Source organism: Janthinobacterium breve (assembly GCF_051380895.1).
Taxonomy (GTDB): domain Bacteria; phylum Pseudomonadota; class Gammaproteobacteria; order Burkholderiales; family Burkholderiaceae_D; genus Janthinobacterium.
Genome location: NZ_JBNYXY010000010.1, coordinates 174,197 through 190,813, shown reverse-complemented (window position 1 = coordinate 190,813; position 16,617 = coordinate 174,197). Strand labels below are relative to the sequence as shown.

General features: G+C 63.6%; 18 protein-coding genes. 12 read left to right on the top strand and 6 right to left on the bottom strand.

Features of this window, described 5'->3' with window-relative positions; genetic code table 11:
* The first annotated feature begins 2 nt into the window (after nt 1–2).
* Together ACQ4W0_RS21160 and ACQ4W0_RS21155 are read left to right on the top strand one after the other, a co-directional pair.
* The gene (locus ACQ4W0_RS21160) at nt 3–1,139 is read left to right on the top strand and encodes a toxin-antitoxin system YwqK family antitoxin (protein WP_436578543.1); all 1,137 of its coding nucleotides are present in this window, start codon (nt 3–5) and stop codon (nt 1,137–1,139) included.
* Between the two features lie 87 nt (nt 1,140–1,226).
* Nucleotides 1,227–1,721, top strand: coding sequence for a MarR family winged helix-turn-helix transcriptional regulator (locus tag ACQ4W0_RS21155; protein WP_436578542.1), 495 nt, complete (start codon nt 1,227–1,229; stop codon nt 1,719–1,721).
* Here ACQ4W0_RS21155 and ACQ4W0_RS21150 read toward each other — a convergent pair.
* The 3 genes from ACQ4W0_RS21150 to nhaR form a co-directional block, all read right to left on the bottom strand.
* Nucleotides 1,711–3,045, bottom strand: a complete 1,335-nt coding sequence (locus tag ACQ4W0_RS21150) for a chloride channel protein (protein WP_436578541.1) — start codon at nt 3,043–3,045, stop codon at nt 1,711–1,713. The genes ACQ4W0_RS21155 and ACQ4W0_RS21150 overlap by 11 nt on opposite strands.
* 86 nt (nt 3,046–3,131) lie before the next feature.
* Nucleotides 3,132–3,332 carry a type 2 periplasmic-binding domain-containing protein gene (locus ACQ4W0_RS21145; protein WP_436578540.1) on the bottom strand — a complete coding sequence of 67 codons (201 nt, stop codon included), beginning with the start codon at nt 3,330–3,332 and terminating at the stop codon, nt 3,132–3,134.
* Nucleotides 3,333–3,357: 25 nt separating this feature from the next.
* Nucleotides 3,358–4,257 (bottom strand): transcriptional activator NhaR, encoded by a 900-nt coding sequence (nhaR, locus tag ACQ4W0_RS21140; protein WP_436578539.1) that lies wholly within the window; start codon nt 4,255–4,257, stop codon nt 3,358–3,360.
* Nucleotides 4,258–4,415: 158 nt separating this feature from the next.
* On the opposite strand from nhaR, the gene ACQ4W0_RS21135 reads away from it, so the two are divergent.
* Nucleotides 4,416–5,378: a TerC family protein gene (locus ACQ4W0_RS21135; RefSeq protein ID WP_436578538.1), complete on the top strand. Its 963-nt coding sequence runs from the start codon at nt 4,416–4,418 to the stop codon at nt 5,376–5,378.
* Nucleotides 5,379–5,447: 69 nt separating this feature from the next.
* The gene (locus tag ACQ4W0_RS21130; protein ID WP_436578537.1) at nt 5,448–5,849 is read left to right on the top strand and encodes a TerB family tellurite resistance protein; all 402 of its coding nucleotides are present in this window, start codon (nt 5,448–5,450) and stop codon (nt 5,847–5,849) included.
* Between the two features lie 6 nt (nt 5,850–5,855).
* Here the strand turns inward: ACQ4W0_RS21130 and ACQ4W0_RS21125 are convergent, their stop codons facing one another.
* On the bottom strand, nt 5,856–6,209 hold the full coding sequence (locus ACQ4W0_RS21125; protein WP_071324638.1) for a YnfA family protein: 354 nt from the start codon (nt 6,207–6,209) through the stop codon (nt 5,856–5,858).
* Between the two features lie 88 nt (nt 6,210–6,297).
* On the opposite strand from ACQ4W0_RS21125, the gene ACQ4W0_RS21120 reads away from it, so the two are divergent.
* Complete coding sequence (locus ACQ4W0_RS21120) at nt 6,298–7,566, top strand: glycerate kinase type-2 family protein (protein WP_436578536.1); 1,269 nt, start codon at nt 6,298–6,300, stop codon at nt 7,564–7,566.
* Here the strand turns inward: ACQ4W0_RS21120 and ACQ4W0_RS21115 are convergent, their stop codons facing one another.
* Nucleotides 7,567–8,583: a zinc-binding alcohol dehydrogenase family protein gene (locus tag ACQ4W0_RS21115; protein ID WP_436578535.1), complete on the bottom strand. Its 1,017-nt coding sequence runs from the start codon at nt 8,581–8,583 to the stop codon at nt 7,567–7,569. It lies immediately after the preceding gene.
* 105 nt (nt 8,584–8,688) lie between these two features.
* On the opposite strand from ACQ4W0_RS21115, the gene ACQ4W0_RS21110 reads away from it, so the two are divergent.
* From ACQ4W0_RS21110 to ACQ4W0_RS21095, 4 genes are all read left to right on the top strand, one after another.
* Nucleotides 8,689–9,591, top strand: coding sequence for a LysR family transcriptional regulator (locus ACQ4W0_RS21110; RefSeq protein ID WP_436578534.1), 903 nt, complete (start codon nt 8,689–8,691; stop codon nt 9,589–9,591).
* Nucleotides 9,592–9,690: 99 nt separating this feature from the next.
* Nucleotides 9,691–11,238, top strand: coding sequence for a DUF1800 domain-containing protein (locus tag ACQ4W0_RS21105; RefSeq protein WP_436578533.1), 1,548 nt, complete (start codon nt 9,691–9,693; stop codon nt 11,236–11,238).
* Between the two features lie 21 nt (nt 11,239–11,259).
* Nucleotides 11,260–12,444, top strand: coding sequence for a DUF1501 domain-containing protein (locus ACQ4W0_RS21100; RefSeq protein ID WP_436578532.1), 1,185 nt, complete (start codon nt 11,260–11,262; stop codon nt 12,442–12,444).
* Between the two features lie 92 nt (nt 12,445–12,536).
* Nucleotides 12,537–13,637, top strand: coding sequence for an AI-2E family transporter (locus ACQ4W0_RS21095; protein WP_436578531.1), 1,101 nt, complete (start codon nt 12,537–12,539; stop codon nt 13,635–13,637).
* Nucleotides 13,638–13,733: 96 nt separating this feature from the next.
* On the opposite strand, the gene ACQ4W0_RS21090 is transcribed toward ACQ4W0_RS21095, so the two are convergent.
* A complete protein-coding gene (locus ACQ4W0_RS21090) occupies nt 13,734–13,958 on the bottom strand; it encodes a hypothetical protein (protein ID WP_010396348.1) in 225 nt (74 codons plus the stop codon).
* A 147-nt stretch (nt 13,959–14,105) separates the two neighbouring features.
* Between ACQ4W0_RS21090 and ACQ4W0_RS21085 the strand changes: the two genes are divergently transcribed.
* The 3 genes from ACQ4W0_RS21085 to ACQ4W0_RS21075 are packed head-to-tail and all read left to right on the top strand — an operon-like array spanning nt 14,106 to nt 16,601.
* Entirely contained in the window at nt 14,106–14,858 is a 753-nt protein-coding gene (locus ACQ4W0_RS21085) for a phosphatase PAP2 family protein (protein ID WP_436578530.1), read from the top strand.
* Between the two features lie 5 nt (nt 14,859–14,863).
* Entirely contained in the window at nt 14,864–15,778 is a 915-nt protein-coding gene (locus ACQ4W0_RS21080; protein WP_436578529.1) for a diacylglycerol/lipid kinase family protein, read from the top strand.
* Nucleotides 15,779–15,782: 4 nt separating this feature from the next.
* Nucleotides 15,783–16,601 carry a metallophosphoesterase family protein gene (locus tag ACQ4W0_RS21075; RefSeq protein WP_436578528.1) on the top strand — a complete coding sequence of 273 codons (819 nt, stop codon included), beginning with the start codon at nt 15,783–15,785 and terminating at the stop codon, nt 16,599–16,601.
* The last annotated feature ends 16 nt before the right edge of the window (nt 16,602–16,617 follow it).

The following is a 16,617-nucleotide window of genomic DNA, read 5'->3' as shown; positions in this document are numbered from 1 at the left end:
GCATGCCATATCGACAAACCATGCGGACCATGCGCCTGGCGCTGCTGGCGGCGCTCATGACGGCCCTGCCGCTGGCGGCGCAGGAACAGGAGCAACAGCAGGCTCCGGCACAGGCGCAGCAGCCAGCGCAGGACAAGAGCATCTACCTGGACGAAGATTACGCGGCGAGCGACATGCGCCACGCCGCATATGCGCTGCGCACGCCGCCCGTGCGCGACGAGGCGCTGGGTGCCTGGCATGTGCTGCTGGAGTTTCCCGACGCGCCGGGCACGGTGGCGCTGGAAACCTACGCCACCGACCTCGATTTGCCCCTGGCCACGTTCGTCCACCTGCGCAAGTGGTATTACCCGAATGGACAGCTGGCCCGCGATGAGAGGCTGGACGCCAGGGGCAATGTGCTGACCGGTGGCGCGTCATTCTATGCAAACGGGCAGGTCAAGCAGCGCGTGACCCTGCTGCCGAACGGGCGCGACAGCATCTCCGAGAATTACCATGAAAATGGCCAACTGATGAACCGCATCAGCTACCACGGCAAGCAGATGGCCGATGGCGAGTACGTGTCATACGGGCCGAATGGCAAGATGAGCAGCCACGCCTTCCTGAAAGGCGGCAAGATGCATGGCTTGCAGGAAGTGTTTTACGCCGATGGCAAGCTGTTCCAGCGCAGTCATTTTATCCATGACAAGCAGGATGGCGAGTTCCTCACCCTGGCCGAGGATGGCAAGGTGCTCGCGCGCAAGCGCTGGGTGGATGGCGAAGCCGATGGCTGGTCGTTTGAAAGCCATGACAATGGCCAGCTGGCGCAAAAAGCCCTGTACCGCAAGGGCAAGTTGCTCAGCATGCAGAAGTGGGGCAGCAACGGCAAGCCGTCGATCGCCTGGCAGCAGGACGCGCAGGGGCGCGAGCAGGGCGATGTGACGGAATGGCATGACAATGGCGTGCACGCCAAGGTCATCCCCATGCGCGATGGCCAGCGCCATGGCTTGCTGCAAGTCTGGGCCAGCGATGGCAGCCTGCTGCAGCTTGTGCCGTACGAGCATGGCAAGAAGCAGGGCATCGAGCGCCGCTGGGACAAGCGGGGCAAGCAGTTGTGGGAAAAGGCTTGGCAGGCCGGAGCGCCAGTGCCTGCCGGGCTATAGGCAGTAGGGTCGCGCCCGCCTTTGCAGGTATCATGTACGGATTCCGGCCCGCCAGCAGGCGCGAAGCCGGCAGGATAACGGGAGGCAATGGTGGTGGAAGCGGAAGTTTCGGCGATGGCCAGGGCGCAAGGCATGGCCTTGCAAAACATGCGCGTCGTCATGCGCGCGGCGCAGCGGCACTCGGCGCAGATCGAGAAACAATGTGGCGTGTCGGGTGCGCAATTGTGGGTGATGCAGGAATTGCTGGAGCGGCCAGGCTTGCGCATGGGCGAACTGGCCAGCAAGATATCCATCCACCAGACGACGGCCAGCAACCTGGTCGATGCGTTGGTGAAAAAAGCCTATGTGCGCAAGGCGCGCGACCAGCCCGACCAGCGCGTGGTGACTCTGACCCTGACGGTGGAAGGGCAGGCCGTGATCGCCGGCGCGCCGCAGCCCGCGCGCGGCTTGCTGCCCAGCGCGCTGGCCCAGCTGGACCCCGACAGCCTGGCGCACCTGAACCAGGGCTTGAACGCCTTGCTGGCCGTGGTCGCCCCCGATGACAGGCAGGCGGGCATGCAGCCGTTTCCGTTTACGATGTAGTGTCCCGGCTGGCTTGCGGCAGCCGTTGCAGCTGCAGCTGCGCCAGCGCCCCGTACAGCGGTTCGCTGAGCACGCGCGAGACGGTGCTGGCCACCACGGCACAGGCCATCAGGCTCAGCACCATGCCGTGGCCATCGACCATTTCCATGACAATAATAAAAGCCGTCAGGGGCGCCTGCGTGGCGGCGGCCAGGAAACCCACCATGCCCAGTGCGATCAGGGCGGGCGCGTGCGGGTAGTGCAGCAGTTGCGCAATGTCATGCCCGATGCCGGCGCCGATGGCCAGGGACGGCGCGAAGATGCCAGCCGGCACGCCCGACCAGACGGTCAGCCAGGTGGCCACATATTTGAAGGCAACAAAGGCGGGCGCCACGTCGGACGCGCCTTCCAGCATGGCGCGCGTGGCCACAGTGCCGCTACCGAACGTGGCGCCATGGCTGGCGATGCCGATGGCCGCCACCAGCAGACCGCAGACGGCGGCGAACAGCACGGGCCGGCCTTTTCTCCACGCGGACAGTCTGCCCAGCGGATTGCCGCGGGCGGAGGCCAGCAGCAGCCTGGCGAACAGGCCGCCGGCCACGCCCGCTACCAGGGTCACCAGCAAGCCGGGCAAGGCCAGCGCCAGGCCGATGGGGCCAGGATGGATGATGCCGAAGTGGGTGGCGTTGCCGTGGATCGACACAGCCATCATGCCGGCCAGCACAATGCCGGCCACGATCAGGCCGCTGTTGCGCTGCTCGGGCGAGCGTGACAGTTCCTCGATGGCAAACATGACGCCTGCCAGCGGCGTATTGAAGGCGGCCGCGATGCCGGCCGCGCCGCCGGCCACCAGCAGGGAATGGGCGCTCACCTGCGAGTGGCGCGGCAGCCAGCGGCGCGCAGCCAGCATCACGCCGGCGGCGATCTGCACGGACGGGCCTTCGCGTCCCAGCGAGAGTCCCCCCAGCAAGCCGCCCGCCGTCAGAACGATTTTCGCGGCACTCAGTTTCAGGGAGACAAACAGCGAACGCTGTTCGGGTGCCACGGCCGGGTCCAAGGTGGCCATCACTTGCGGGATGCCGGAGCCGGCAGCGCCCATCGCATAGCGGCGCGTCAGCCAGACCAGCAGGGCGGCGCAGGCGGGCGTCCACAGCAGGGCGAACCACCAGGCCTTGCCGTTAAAAAAGAGAAACAGGTCCAGCGCTTCCTCCGCCAGCCACGTAAAGCCGACGACGACGAGGCCCGCGATGGCGGCCATGCCGACGACGACGGCGCGCGACCACCACAGGCGCGGGTTGGCAAATTCATGCTTGAAGGCAGAGGGAATATCGTGCAAGTGCTTCATTGCGGCAAGTCCAGGGTAGGGCGCGCAGGGCGTCGGGGAGGCTTGCCATTATAAATCTATATTTGTCCAAATGTATTTCGTCTCGCTTATCTGTGGGCAGCTGGCAACAGAAGCTTGGCCTTGGCCAGGAAATCGACGAGGGCCCGCACTTTCGGCGCCAGGTGCGGCCCGGACGGCCACAGCAGCCAGCAACTGTGGGTTGGGTGGCCAGCGAAGGCTTCGTCCAGCAGCACCTCGACCAGGTTGCCGTCGGCCAGCCTGCTGGAACGGGGCGGGCAGCCGGGCAAGATCGTCGTCAGCGCGGTGTAGCGCTTACACGAACAGCTCGTGCCGCGCGCTCTGGCTGATGGCGATGGTGGCCGGGTGGCTCAGACGCCGCTCCGTGGTGATGGCATACACTTGCTCGACCAGGCTGTCGACCCGGCCCAGCGCCACCACGGCATATTGCTCGCAGACCTGGGGCGCGATCACGGTGGGCGCAAAGAACAGGCCGGCACCGGACTGGCCGAAGGCCTTCATCATGGCGCTATCGTCGAACTCGCCGACGATGCGCGGGTGCAGATGGTTGTCGCCGAGCCACTGCAACAAGCGCCCGTAAATGGCGAAGTCTTCGCCTGGCAGCAGCAGCGGCGCGCCGTCCAGGCATTGCGGGAAACTCCCTGTCAAGGTGGCGGCCAGGGTTGGCGTGCCAAACAGGGTCATGCCGCTTTCACCGAGTAAATGGTTAAAACCGCGCACGCTCAAATGGGCCGGCATGGGGCGGTCCGCCATGATCAGGTCCAGCCGGTGCACGGCCAGATCCGCCAGCAGGCTGGCCAGCCGTCCTTCGCGGCAAATGATGCGCAGCGGTTCGGCCAGGCCCAGCGCGGGCGCGACCAGGCGGCAGGCGATCAGTTTCGAGACGGAATCGGCGCAGCCCACGCGAAAGGTCGTTGTCGCCGTGCGCGACTGGTCGCGCACGATTTCCAGCAGTTCATCGCCCGTGTTGAAAATACTTTCGGCATGGCTGAGGATGCGCCTGCCCGTGTCCGTCAATTCCAGCTGGCGCCCGCTGCGGCGGAACAATTCCACGCCCAGGGTGTCGGCAAACTCGCTGAGTTGCCCGGAAATCGATTGCGGCGTCAGGTGCAGCTGTTCGGCCGCGCGGGCGATGCTGCCCGTCTTGGCCACCATCCAGAAATAGCGCAAGTGCTTGAAGTTGAGTGTCGACATGCTTTTCCCGTAGAATCAATACATCGATTTTTTCGATGTATTCATAAATTATATTCGATTTGTTCGATGTTTATATTCAGACTATGATGGCTGCTCAATTCATGCAAGGAGAGTGTCATGGGCATCAGGATACAGACAGACAGTTGCGGAGGCCGCCGATGAACGGCCTGGAAAGCATTGCTACGGCACCCATGTGGGCCGGCTTCATCGTATTCGTCCTGTTCATGCTGGCGCTGGACCTGTTCGTCTTCGGCGGAAACAAGGCGCACAAGGTGGGCGTCAAGGAAGCGGCAACGTGGTCGCTGGTGTGGGTCAGCCTGGCCCTGCTGTTCAACGGCGGCCTGTGGTGGTATCTGAACGGCACGGCCGGACCCGAGATCGCCAGCCAGAAGGCGCTGGAATTTTTCTCCGGCTACCTGATCGAGAAAGCGCTGTCCGTCGATAACGTGTTCGTCTTCCTGCTGATCTTCAGTGCCTTCCAGGTGCCGATCCAGTACCAGCGCCGCGTGTTGATTTATGGCGTGCTGGGCGCGATCGTCATGCGCGCCGTGATGATACTGGCCGGCGCATGGGTGGTGAGCGAGTTCAGCTGGGTGTTGTACCTGTTTGGCGCTTTCCTCTTGATTACCGGCATGCGCATGTTGGTGGCGGCCGATGCGGAGCCGGACGTGGCGAACAATCCCGTGCTGCGTTTTGCCCGCCGTCACTTGCGGGTGGCCGATGGCGACCATGGCGAGCGTTTCTTCGTGGCAAAAGGCGGTTTGCGCTATGTCACGCCGCTGTTCCTGGTACTGATCCTGATCGAGGTGACGGACCTGATCTTCGCGGTCGATTCGATCCCGGCGATTTTCGCCATCACGACGGACCCGTTCATCGTCTTCACGTCGAACCTGTTCGCCATCATGGGATTGCGTGCCCTGTACTTCTTGCTGGTGGACGTGGCTGACCGCTTCCACATGCTCAAGTATGGCCTGGCGATGGTGCTGGTGTTCATCGGCGCCAAGATGCTGATCATGCCGTGGTACCACGTGCCGGTGGAAGCGTCGTTGCTGGTGGTGGCGGTCCTGATCGTGTCGAGTTGCGTGGCGAGCGTATTCATCACCCGCAGCGACAAGAAATAAACAGCAGTACGGCGCGCCCCGCAGGGCGGTGGCGCGCTTTCTAATTAATTAACTGAGAAAGTAGAAACTATGCGTACCTATGCAATGAACAGTCCCCAGGCAGCGGGACGTATTTTGGCCCTGATGATGGTGGTCGACGGCAACCTGGCCAGCACCGAGCTGCAAGCGATGCACCGCAGCAAGATTCTCGAGCATATCGACCTGGCGCCAGCCGCTTTTCAACAGTTGCTGCAAGACTTGTGCGACGACATGCTGACCTCGACCGTGCATGGCGCCGTGCAGCTTGCCAATGGCGTGATCGACAGCCTGCTCGATGAAATCGATGACCCTGACTTGCGCCGCAAGCTGCTGCATGCCATGTGGAAGATCGCCGACGCCGACGACTGGCTGGCCGATGGCGAAGCGGTGTTGCTGGCCCGCGCCAGCGCGGCGTGGTCGGCGGAAACGAACTTCCGCGCGCATGCCGCCTGAGGCAAATCAAGCCGTCTTGTGCCCCATGGCAATGACGGCGGCGCCGGCCAGGGCCAGGCCCACGCCGGCGATGTCCGTCCAGGCGGGCGTGATGCCGTCCACCAGCCACAGCCATCCCAGCGCCGTGGCGATATAGATGGCGCCATACGTGGCATACACCCGGCCGCTGGCGGCCGGATGCAAGGTCAGCAGCCACACGAAGATCAAGAGGCTGATGGCGGCCGGCAACAGCAGCCAGGCGCTGCCCTTGTTGCTCAGCCACAGCATGGGCAGGTAGCAGCCCAGCAGTTCGGCCACGGCCGTGACGGTAAACAAGCCGAAAGTGCGGGCAAGACTGGTCCATTCGATGGCGTCGTTCATTGCATTCCTGTGAGTAATCTTGCCGTCATTGTAGCTGCCCGCTTGCCGGCACTGCTATGATCGGGTCAGGATACCCGAGGAGAACACAATGACGACCACGCCAGCGCCGCGCGCCTTGTTGCAAGCCATGTTCCACGCCGCCATCGCCGCGGCGCAGCCATCGCATTGCGTGCCGCCCCATCTGCCGCCTCCACCCAAGGGCCGCCTGATCGTCATTGGCGCCGGCAAGGCGTCGGCCGCCATGGCGCAAGCCGTGGAACAGCACTGGCCGGGGCCGCTGTCCGGCCTCGTGGTGACGCGCTACGGTTACGCCGTTCCGTGTGACCGCATCGAGATCGTGGAAGCCTCGCACCCCGTGCCGGACGCGGCGGGCATGCAGGCCGCGCAGCGCATGCTCGAACTGGTCGCCAACTTGCAGGCCGACGATACGGTGTTATGTCTGATTTCGGGCGGCGGCTCGTCCCTGCTGGCCTTGCCGCTGGACGGCATCAGCCTGGAAGACAAGCAAGACTTGAACCGCGCACTGCTGGCGTCCGGCGCCACCATCGGCGAAATGAATTGCGTGCGCCGCCATTTGTCCGCCATCAAGGGTGGGCGTCTGGCGGCCGCCTGCCATCCGGCGCAAGTCATCACCCTGGCCATTTCCGACGTGCCCGGTGACAAGCTGGGCGATATCGCTTCCGGCCCCACGGTGGGCGACTCGACGACTTGCGAGGACGCGCTGGCCATCGTGCGCCGCTATGGCATGGAATTGCCGGACAGCGTGCGCGCCGTGCTGGAAAGCGGGCGCGGCGAATCCGTGAAACCCGCTGATCCGCGCCTGGCGCGCACGCACACGAGCCTGATCGCCACGCCGCAGCTGGCGCTCGAAGCGGCAGCCGCCGTGGCGCGCGCGGCCGGCGTCACGCCGTATATATTAGGCGACAGCCTGGAAGGCGAGGCGCGCGACGTGGGCAAGGTAATGGCCGGCATCGCGTTGCAAACGGCTTTGCGGGGCCAGCCGTTTCCCGGCCCGTGCGTGCTGCTGTCGGGCGGCGAAACGACGGTCACCGTGCGCGGCAACGGGCGCGGCGGGCGCAATGTGGAATTCTTGCTGGCGCTGGGCATCGCGCTGGAAGGCGCGCCGGGTATTCACGCGCTGGCCGGCGACACGGATGGCGTCGACGGCCAGGAAGACATCGCCGGCGCTTATCTGGCACCGGACACCCTGCAGCGCGCCTGGGCGCTGGGCATCCGCCCCCGCGACAGCCTGGACAACAACGATGGACACGGCTTCTTCCAGGCGCTGGGAGATAGTGTGATCACGGGCCCGACATTGACGAACGTCAATGATTTCCGGGCCATACTGATTACCTGATTACTGGAAATATTCCAGCACGATCTTGCCTTTCGCCGTATTGCTTTCCAGCAGGGCATGCGCGCGCTTCAAATTTGCCGCGTTGATCGTGCCGAAGCGCTCGGCCAGGGTGGTCTTGATGATGCCCGCGTCCACCAGCTGCGCCAGCTCTTCCAGCAAGGCATGCTGCTGGAGCATATCTTCCGTCTGGAACAGCGAACGGGTAAACATCAGTTCCCAGTGCAGGGACACGCTCTTGCCCTTGAACTTGCGCACGTCGATGTGCTCGGGGTCGTCGATCAGGGCGAACTTGCCTTGCGGCGCGATCAATTCCACGATTTGCTCGAAATGCTTGTCGGTCTGGTTCAGGCTGATCACATAATCGACGGGCGGCAAGCCCAGGCGCGTGATTTCCCCCGTCAGCGGCAGGCTGTGGTCGATCACGTGGTGGGCGCCCAGTTGCTTGACCCAGTCGGCCGTTTCCGTGCGCGAGGCCGTGCCGATGATGGTCACGCCCGTCAACTGCCGCGCCAGCTGCACCAGCACGGAGCCGACACCGCCGGCCGCGCCGATCACCAGCAGGGACTTGCCGGTGAGGCTCTTGTCGCGGCTGATCTGCAGGCGGTCGAACAGCAGTTCCCAGGCCGTGATCGCCGTCAGGGGCAGGGCGGCGGCGGGAGCAAAGTCCAGGCTGGCCGGCATGTGGCCCACGATGCGCTCGTCGACCAGCTGGAATTCGCTGTTGCTGCCGGGGCGGTTGATGGCGCCCGCGTACCAGACTCTATCGCCGACCTGGAACAGGGTCACATCGGGGCCGACGGCGGTGACGACGCCGGCCGCATCCCAGCCCAGCACTTCCGGCTGGCCCACTTTCGGCGCGCGGTTCTGGCGCACCTTGGCATCGACGGGGTTGACGGAGATGGCGTGCACGGCGACGAGCAGGTCGCGCCCCGTGGCGACGGGCATGGGCAGCTCGATGTCGAGCAGGGCGTCGGCATCCGTGATGGGCAGGGTGTGGTGGTAGGCGATGGCTTTCATGCTAATCCTTGGTGAAGAGTGGGGAGGCGATGCCGTATGATGGTTGCTTTCGCGTCCAGGAAAAAGAGGGCGCGTACCGAAACACTTTCAAAGGAATGCTGAAAATTGCTGCGACTCGATGATTTGCAGGTATTTGTGCGCACGGCCGACCGGGGCAGCTTGTCGGCGGCCGCGCGCGAGATCGGCATTTCGCCCGCGCTGGCCAGCGCCGCCGTCAAGCGCCTGGAAGGGGAGTTGGGCTTGCGCCTGCTGGCCCGCACGACCCGTTCGCTGAGCTTGACGCCGGAAGGCACGCGATACCTAGAACATGCGCGCGAAGCCTTGCGCCTGCTGCGCGCGGGTCACGACGCGCTGCTGGCAGGCAAGGACAGTTTCGGCGGAACTTTGAAAATTGCCATGCCGTCCGACCTGGGCCGCAACCTGATGCTGGGCTGGCTGGACGAATTCCAGTCGCGCCATCCCAAGCTGCAGTACCAGCTCAGCGTCAGCGACCGGGTGGCCGACATGGTGCGCCAGCAAGTGGATATAGCCCTGCGTTACGGCCAGCAGGACGATTCGTCCATGATCGCCATGCCGATCGCGCCCGCCAACGACCGCGTGCTGGTGGCCTCGCCCGACTACCTGCACGCGCATGGCCCCTTGCTGGCGCTGGAAGACTTGTCGCAGCGCAATTGCCTGCGCTTCGCGCTGGAAGACGGCTTGCACGACCGCTGGACCTTTTACCGCCTGCCGCAGCGCGAGCAAGTGACTGTGCCAGTGAGCGGCAACCGCAGCGCCGACGACGCCGAGCTGGTGCGGCGTTGGGCCGTGGCGGGCCTGGGCATCGCCTACAAATCGCGGCTGGACGTCGCTGGCGACCTGGCCGCGGGCCGCCTGCAAGCGCTGTTGCCCGAAGTGGCGGGCGAAGCGACGCCACTGCACCTGGTGTGCACGCACCGGGCGCAGGTGACGCCGTTGGTGCTGCAGCTGCGCGATTTCCTGCGCGACAAGTGTGCGGAGTTGGCATAACAGCACTATTGATTACAACTCGTTGCAAATGGCAATCATGCGCGTGTCAACCTGGGCGTACCCTCAGGCATTGTGCATGAAACCGCTTGAAGGATTGCCATGACTCCGAAACGACTGTTGCCGACGACCTTGATGTCCCTGCTGCTACTGGCCGGCTGCGCCGCGACGGCGCCGCCGGCCGTGCAGCATGCCGTCGCCGCGCCCGACAATGCCGCGCAAGGCATCGCCATGCTGGAACGGGTCAGCTGGGGTGTAAACGGGGGCGGCGTGCGCCAGCTGCAGGCGCAAGGCTGGAGCGCTTACCTGCAGGCGCAGTTGCACCCAGGAAAAACGACCTTGCCGCCTGCCGTCCAGGCGCAGATCGACGCCATGACCATCAGCCAGATGCCGCTGGATCAATTGGTGATTTCTATGGAGCAAAAGCGCAAGGAGTCGGCTGGCGTCATGGACGACATGGCGAAGCAGCAGGCGCAAAAGGATTACCAGCAGGAACTCAACCGTCTGGCGCGCGAAGCGGCCACGCGTTCGCTGTTGCTGGACGTGTATTCGCCCAACCAGCTGCAGCAGCAGCTGAGCTGGTTCTGGCTCAACCATTTCAGCGTGCACCAGGGCAAGCACAACTTGCGCGCCATGGTGGGCGATTACGAGGTGAACGCCATCGCGCCGCATGCCTTGGGGAAATTTCGCGACTTGCTGGGCGCTACCGTCCACCATCCGGCCATGTTGCGCTATCTGGACAATGAAGCCAATGCCGTCAAGCGCATCAATGAAAACTATGCGCGCGAACTGATGGAGCTGCACACCTTGGGCGTGAATGGCGGCTACAGCCAGGCTGACGTGCAGGAGCTGGCGCGCATCCTGACGGGCGTGGGCGTCAACCTGGGCACGGACACGCCGAAGGTGAAACCGGCATTGCAATCGCAATATGTGCGCCGGGGCTTGTTCGAATTCAATCCGAACCGCCACGATTATGGCGATAAACAATTCCTCGGACAAACGGTGAAGGGCCGTGGACTGGCCGAGCTCGATGAAGCGCTGGACCGCCTCAGCCGCAGTCCCGCCACCGCGCATTTCATCAGCGGCAAGCTGGCCCAATATTTTGTCGGCGACAATCCGCCCGAGCCGCTGGTGGCGCGCATGGCGGCCACCTTCCAGCACAGCGACGGCATGATCGCCGACGTGCTGCAGACCATGTTCAGCAGTCCCGAATTCAGGCAATCGCTGGGCAAGAAATTCAAGGACCCCATGCATTATGTGGTGTCGGCCGTGCGCCTCAGCTATGACGACAAACCCATCCTCAACGCGGGGCCCATGCTGAACTGGCTTTCGCGCATGGGCCAGCCCCTGTACGGACGCCAGACGCCCGATGGTTATCCGCTGGCTGACGCCTCCTGGGCCAGCCCCGGGCAGATGACGACGCGCTTCGATATCGCCCGCACCATCGGCTCGGGCAGCGCCGGCCTGTTCAAGACGGATGGCCCGCAGCCGCAGGAAAAAGTGGCGTTTCCCCAGCTGGCCAGCGCCCTGTATTACCAGTCGCTGCAGCCCAGCTTGAGCCCCGCCACGCGCCAGGCCCTGGAGCAGGCCGCTTCGCCGCAGGAGTGGAACACTTTCCTATTGTCCTCACCAGAAATGATGCATCGCTAAGTTGACACTGAAGGAATCGCCATGAACCGTCGTGACCTGTTGAAAGCCCTGGCCGCCGCGCCCCTGTTGTCGCACGCGGGCAGCTTGCTGGCCGCACCGGCCACGAATGCCCGGCTGCTGTTCGTCTTCTTGCGCGGCGGCTATGACGCCAACAACCTGCTGGTGCCGGTCGGCAGTGATTTTTACTATGCATCGCGGCCGAATATCGCCATAGCGAAACCCGGTGCGGAGAACGGTGCGCTGGCATTGACCGCCGACTGGGCCCTGCATCCGGCCTTGCGCGAGACCATTTACCCCATGTTCAATGGTGGCGAGGCGGCCTTCATTCCATTTGCGGGCACGACGGATTTGACGCGCAGCCATTTCGAGACGCAGGACAGCATCGAACTGGGACAGGACATCGGCGGACGCCGCGATTTCCGTTCGGGCTTTTTGAACCGGCTGGCGCAAAGCTTGAATAGCAGCAATCACGCCATTTCCTTCACGGACCAGCTGCCCCTGATCTTCCAGGGCGGCGTGCAAGTGCCGAACATGGGGCTGCGCTCCGTGGGCAAGTCCGGTATTGATGCGCGTCAAAGCCAGGTCATCGCCGCCATGTACAAGGGCACGCCCTTGCAGCAACCGGTCAGCGCCGGCTTTGCCGTGCGCGACGATGTGACGAAGGAGTTGACGGGAGAAATGCAGGCGGCCAACCGCAACGCCATCAGTACCAAGGGATTTGAACTGGAAGCGCAGCGCATCGCCCGCTTGATGAAAGACAAATACAACCTCGGCTTTGTCGACGTGGGAGGCTGGGATACGCATGTGGGGCAAGGCGGCGCGAATGGCTACCTGGCGGGGCGCTTCGATGAGCTGGGAAGGGGCCTGGCCGCGTTTTCGCAGGAAATGGGCAGCGAATGGCGCAATACCGTGGTGGTGGTGGTCAGCGAATTTGGCCGCACCTTCCGCGAAAACGGCAACCGCGGCACGGATCACGGCCACGGCAGCGTGTTCTGGGTGCTGGGCGGCGGCATCAAGGGCAAGCAGGTGGCGGGCGAACAGGTGGCGATTTCGCAGGCGAATCTGTTCCAGAACCGCGACATGCCCGTGCTGAATGAATACCGCGCCGTGTTGGGCGGCTTGCTGCGCCGCACGTTCGGTTTGACGCCGGCGCAACTCGATCACGTGTTTGCCGGCGTCAAACCGGTGGAGCTGGGACTCGTGTAAATCAGCGAACCTCCGTGTTACGCTACGCCTGCGCAACTGGCGCGTAACTAAGCCCCGTCCCTGTCCCCGGTGCGAGGCACGAATGGAGCGGTATGAGCGATACCCAGCGCGACATCGTCAGCGCAGGCTTTTCCCTGGCCTTGATTGCCGTGACGGCCTTCGTCATGCAGCGTTTCTTTTTGCCGCTCGTGTGGGCAGGCATTCTGTGCGTGGCCACCTGGCCTTTGTACCTGCGCGTGCGCGCGGCGCTGGGCCAGCGCACCATCATCGCGGCGGCCGTGCTGACCCTGGCGTTCGCCTGCATCTTCATCATACCGGTGCTGTTCGGCGTGGCGCAGGCGGCGCGCGAAGTGCCCATGCTGGCCAATTTCATCGTTCATGCGAATACCGATGGCTTGCCCGTGCCGGACTGGGTGGCGCACATCCCCCTGGCGGGCAGCGCCATCGGCGACTGGTGGCTAGCCACCCTGAGCCAGCCCCATGGCCTCAGCCACTTCTTTGCGGGCAGCGCCGTGGGCGGCTTTCATTCCGCGCGCGACATGCTGAAAATTCTTGGCGCGGACGTGTTCCACCGCCTGGTCGACTTCGGCCTGGCCTTTTTGTGCCTGTTTTTCTTTTACAAGGATGGCGAAGCGCTGACGCGCCAGATCACGGCCGTCGGCAGCCATTTTTTGCGCCCTGAACGCTGGGGCCGCTATGCGCAAAAAATTCCCACGGCCATCCGCGCCACCGTCAATGGCCTGGTGCTGGTGGGTTTGGCCGAAGGCGTGCTGATCGGCATCGCCTACGCCATCGCCGGCTTGCCGTCACCGGCCCTGTGGGCGTTTGCCACCGGCATCCTGGCCATCATCCCGTTCGGCGCGCCCTTGGCTTACCTGTGCGCCGCCGCCTTGCTGGTCTTCCAGGGCAATGTGGGCGCCGCCATCGGCGTGGCCGCGTGGGGCACAGTAGTGCTATTCGTGGCCGACCACTTCGTGCGCCCCGGCATGATCGGCAACGCCACCCGCTTGCCCTTCCTGGCCGTGCTGTTCGGCATTCTGGGCGGCGTGGAAACCCTGGGCCTCGTGGGCCTGTTCATCGGCCCCGTCGTGATGGTGCTGTTCGTGACGCTGTGGTACGAAGCGAATGTGTTTGACCAGGTGTCTCCAGTGGAAACACCTGCCAGCCCGGCCGCACCGGAACGCGCACAGTAATGAGGGGTCGGCCAGCGCGGTTGCCGCTGGCCGGTACTGAGGCGTTCCCGGCGTGGTCGGACGGAGCACCTAGACCGCTACGCGGTTAAGGTAAACTTAATGCGCTTTAGATAAGATCAACAACCAACGGCGCATCAGCAGCACTTCAACATAGCCCGGCTCGATGCCCGTACCGCACTCGATCAAGGGATTGACGGTGTAGTAGCGCTTGCGGAAGTCGCGGCAAACGAGGATTTCGCGCTTGCCCATGCGGACGAGGAAAGAGCTTGGGGCGTATTCCAGGCCGAACCGTGAGCCAAAACCGCTATTCAATGTTGCCATGACAATTCCTTTGAGGGAGATGTGTTGAACGAGTCACCAGAATAGCATAACTACTGTATGAAAACACAGCTACTGTATGAATAAACAGTATTTTTTTACTGGTGTGGTTTTTTTGATCATCACCACGAACAGGAAAGTGAGCGCAGTTTGCAAGAGAAGAATGACATGGGCATGACCACGGGCTGGACCACGAAACTGCGCCGCTTCGTCGAGGCGCGCCTGTCGCCCGAGGGCGAACTGGGCCTGCACATGACGGTGGGCGTGGCCCTGATGCTGGTGGCCATCGTGGTGTTCCACGAGATCGCCGAAGCCGTGATGGGTATGGCCCAGATCACCGTGATCGACCTGCAGGTGGCGCAGTGGTTCAACCAGCATGCCGTGCCCTGGATCACCCGTTGCCTGCTGGTCGTCACGCACCTGCATGGCGTGCTCGGCGCCATCACCCTGGCGACCTTGCTGGGCTGGTATCTGCACCGCAAGGGCGCCACCTACTGGCTGCTTACCCTAGTCATTACCATGCCGGGCGTCATGTTTTTGAACCTGCTGCTAAAGTACATTTTTGTCCGTGCGCGCCCCAGTTTTGACGAGCCCATCTTGCAGACGGCCCTCAGCACTTACAGCTTTCCCAGTGGTCATACGGCCACCTCGACGGCCCTGTACGGCTTGCTGGCCGCCTACCTGATTTGCCAGACGGCGCCGGGCGCCTGGGGCAAGCGCATCGCCATCGCGCTAGGTGCCTTCCTGATGGCCTCACTCGTGGGTTTCAGCCGCATCTACTTGGGCGCGCATTACCTGAGCGATGTGCTGGCGGCCATGGCGGAAAGCTATGGCTGGCTGGCCATCTGCATCGCCGGCGTGTCGACCCTGCGCCGCCGCCGACGTATCCGGCAAACCAAATAAGGGGAATGATCCTGAGTAAAATTGCAGTCATCATCAACGGGGGCGCCGGCTGCGGCTATGCGCCCGACTGGGCGCAGCAGCTCGAAGCACAGTTCCTGGCCGTGGGGCTCGACGCCGCCATCACCCTGGCGCAAAGCGGGGCCGAGATGATCGCCACGGTCGAGCAGGCCTTGCGCGATGGCGCGCCCATTGTCGTGGCCGGTGGCGGCGACGGCACCATCAATGCCGTCGCCTCTGTCGTTGTGGGCAGCGGCACGCCGTTTGGCGTCTTGCCGCTAGGCACCTTGAACCATTTCGCCAAGGATTTGAATATTCCCTTGGCGCTCGATGCGGCCATCGCCAATGTGGCGCAGGGCGTGCTGCACCTGGTCGACGTGGGCGAAGTGAATGGCCGCATCTTCCTGAATAATTCCAGCCTGGGCCTGTATCCCGATATCGTGCGCGACCGCGAAAAGCAGCAGCGCCGGCTGGGGCGGGGCAAGTGGCTGGCCTTCAGCTGGGCCCTGGTGGCCGCCTTGCGCCGCTATCCATTTCTCAGCGTGCAATTGAAACTCAAGGACGCCGTGCATGCGCGCCGGACGCCGTTTGTGTTCATCGGTAATAACGAGTACATGATGGAAGGCTTGAATATCGGCGAGCGCGAACGGCTCGATGGCGGCCAGCTGAGCCTGTACGTGGCGCAGCGTCCTGGCCGCCTGGGCTTGCTGAAACTGGCCTTGCACGCGCTGTTCGGCAAGTTGTCGCAGGCCAAGGATTTCGATATGCTGACGGCCAATGACCTGGAAATCGCCACGCGACACCGCCGCCTGCGCGTGGCCACCGATGGCGAAGTGACCATCATGAATACGCCGCTGCAATACCGCATCCGCCCGGCCGCGCTGGCAGTGCTGGTGCCTGCCTCGCCTCCGGCGTCGGAGTAAGGCCATGCGTACCCTCGTGCATTTATCCGATTTGCATTTTGGCAGGGTCGATGCGGACCTGCTGGCACCCTTGCGCGCGCTGGTCGAGCGCCTGGAACCGGACGTGGTGGTGGTTTCGGGCGACCTGACGCAGCGCGCCCGCAGCGCAGAATTCCAGCAGGCGCGAGCCTTTCTCGACAGCTTGCCGGGGCCGCAGATCGTCGTGCCGGGCAACCATGACGTGCCCCTGTATAACGTCTTTTCCCGCTTTTTGACGCCGCTGGTGAAATACCGGCGCCATGTGACGCAGGACCTGTCGCCCGAATATGTGGACGAGGAAATCGCCGTGCTGGGCATCAACACGGCCCGCTCCTTGACGTTCAAGGATGGCCGCATCAGCCACGAGCAGATCGATGTCCTGCGTGAACGCCTGGGCCGTTTGCCGCCCGGTTTGACGCGCATCATCGTCACGCACCATCCATTTGACTTGCCCGAGCATTTCGACAACGATGATCTGGTCGACCGCGCGCCGCTGGCGCTGCAAATGTTTTCCGAATGTGGCGTGGACCTGTTGCTGGCCGGCCATTTGCACGCCAGCCATGCGGGCGACACCTCGGCGCGCTACAAGATCGACGGCTACGCTGCCCTGATGGTGCAGGCGGGCACGGCCACGTCCACGCGGGGCAGGGGCGAGTCGAATTCGTTCAATGTCATCCGCATCGAAGACAGCTGCATCCGCGTCGAGCGCTACAGCTGGAATGAAGACAGCGCCGACTTTGAAAAAGTCAGCACGGAAGCGTTCGAGCGTGAAGGTGGCGTATGGGCCAGCTTGCGGCCGTTGTAGGTATCTCGTCGAATTA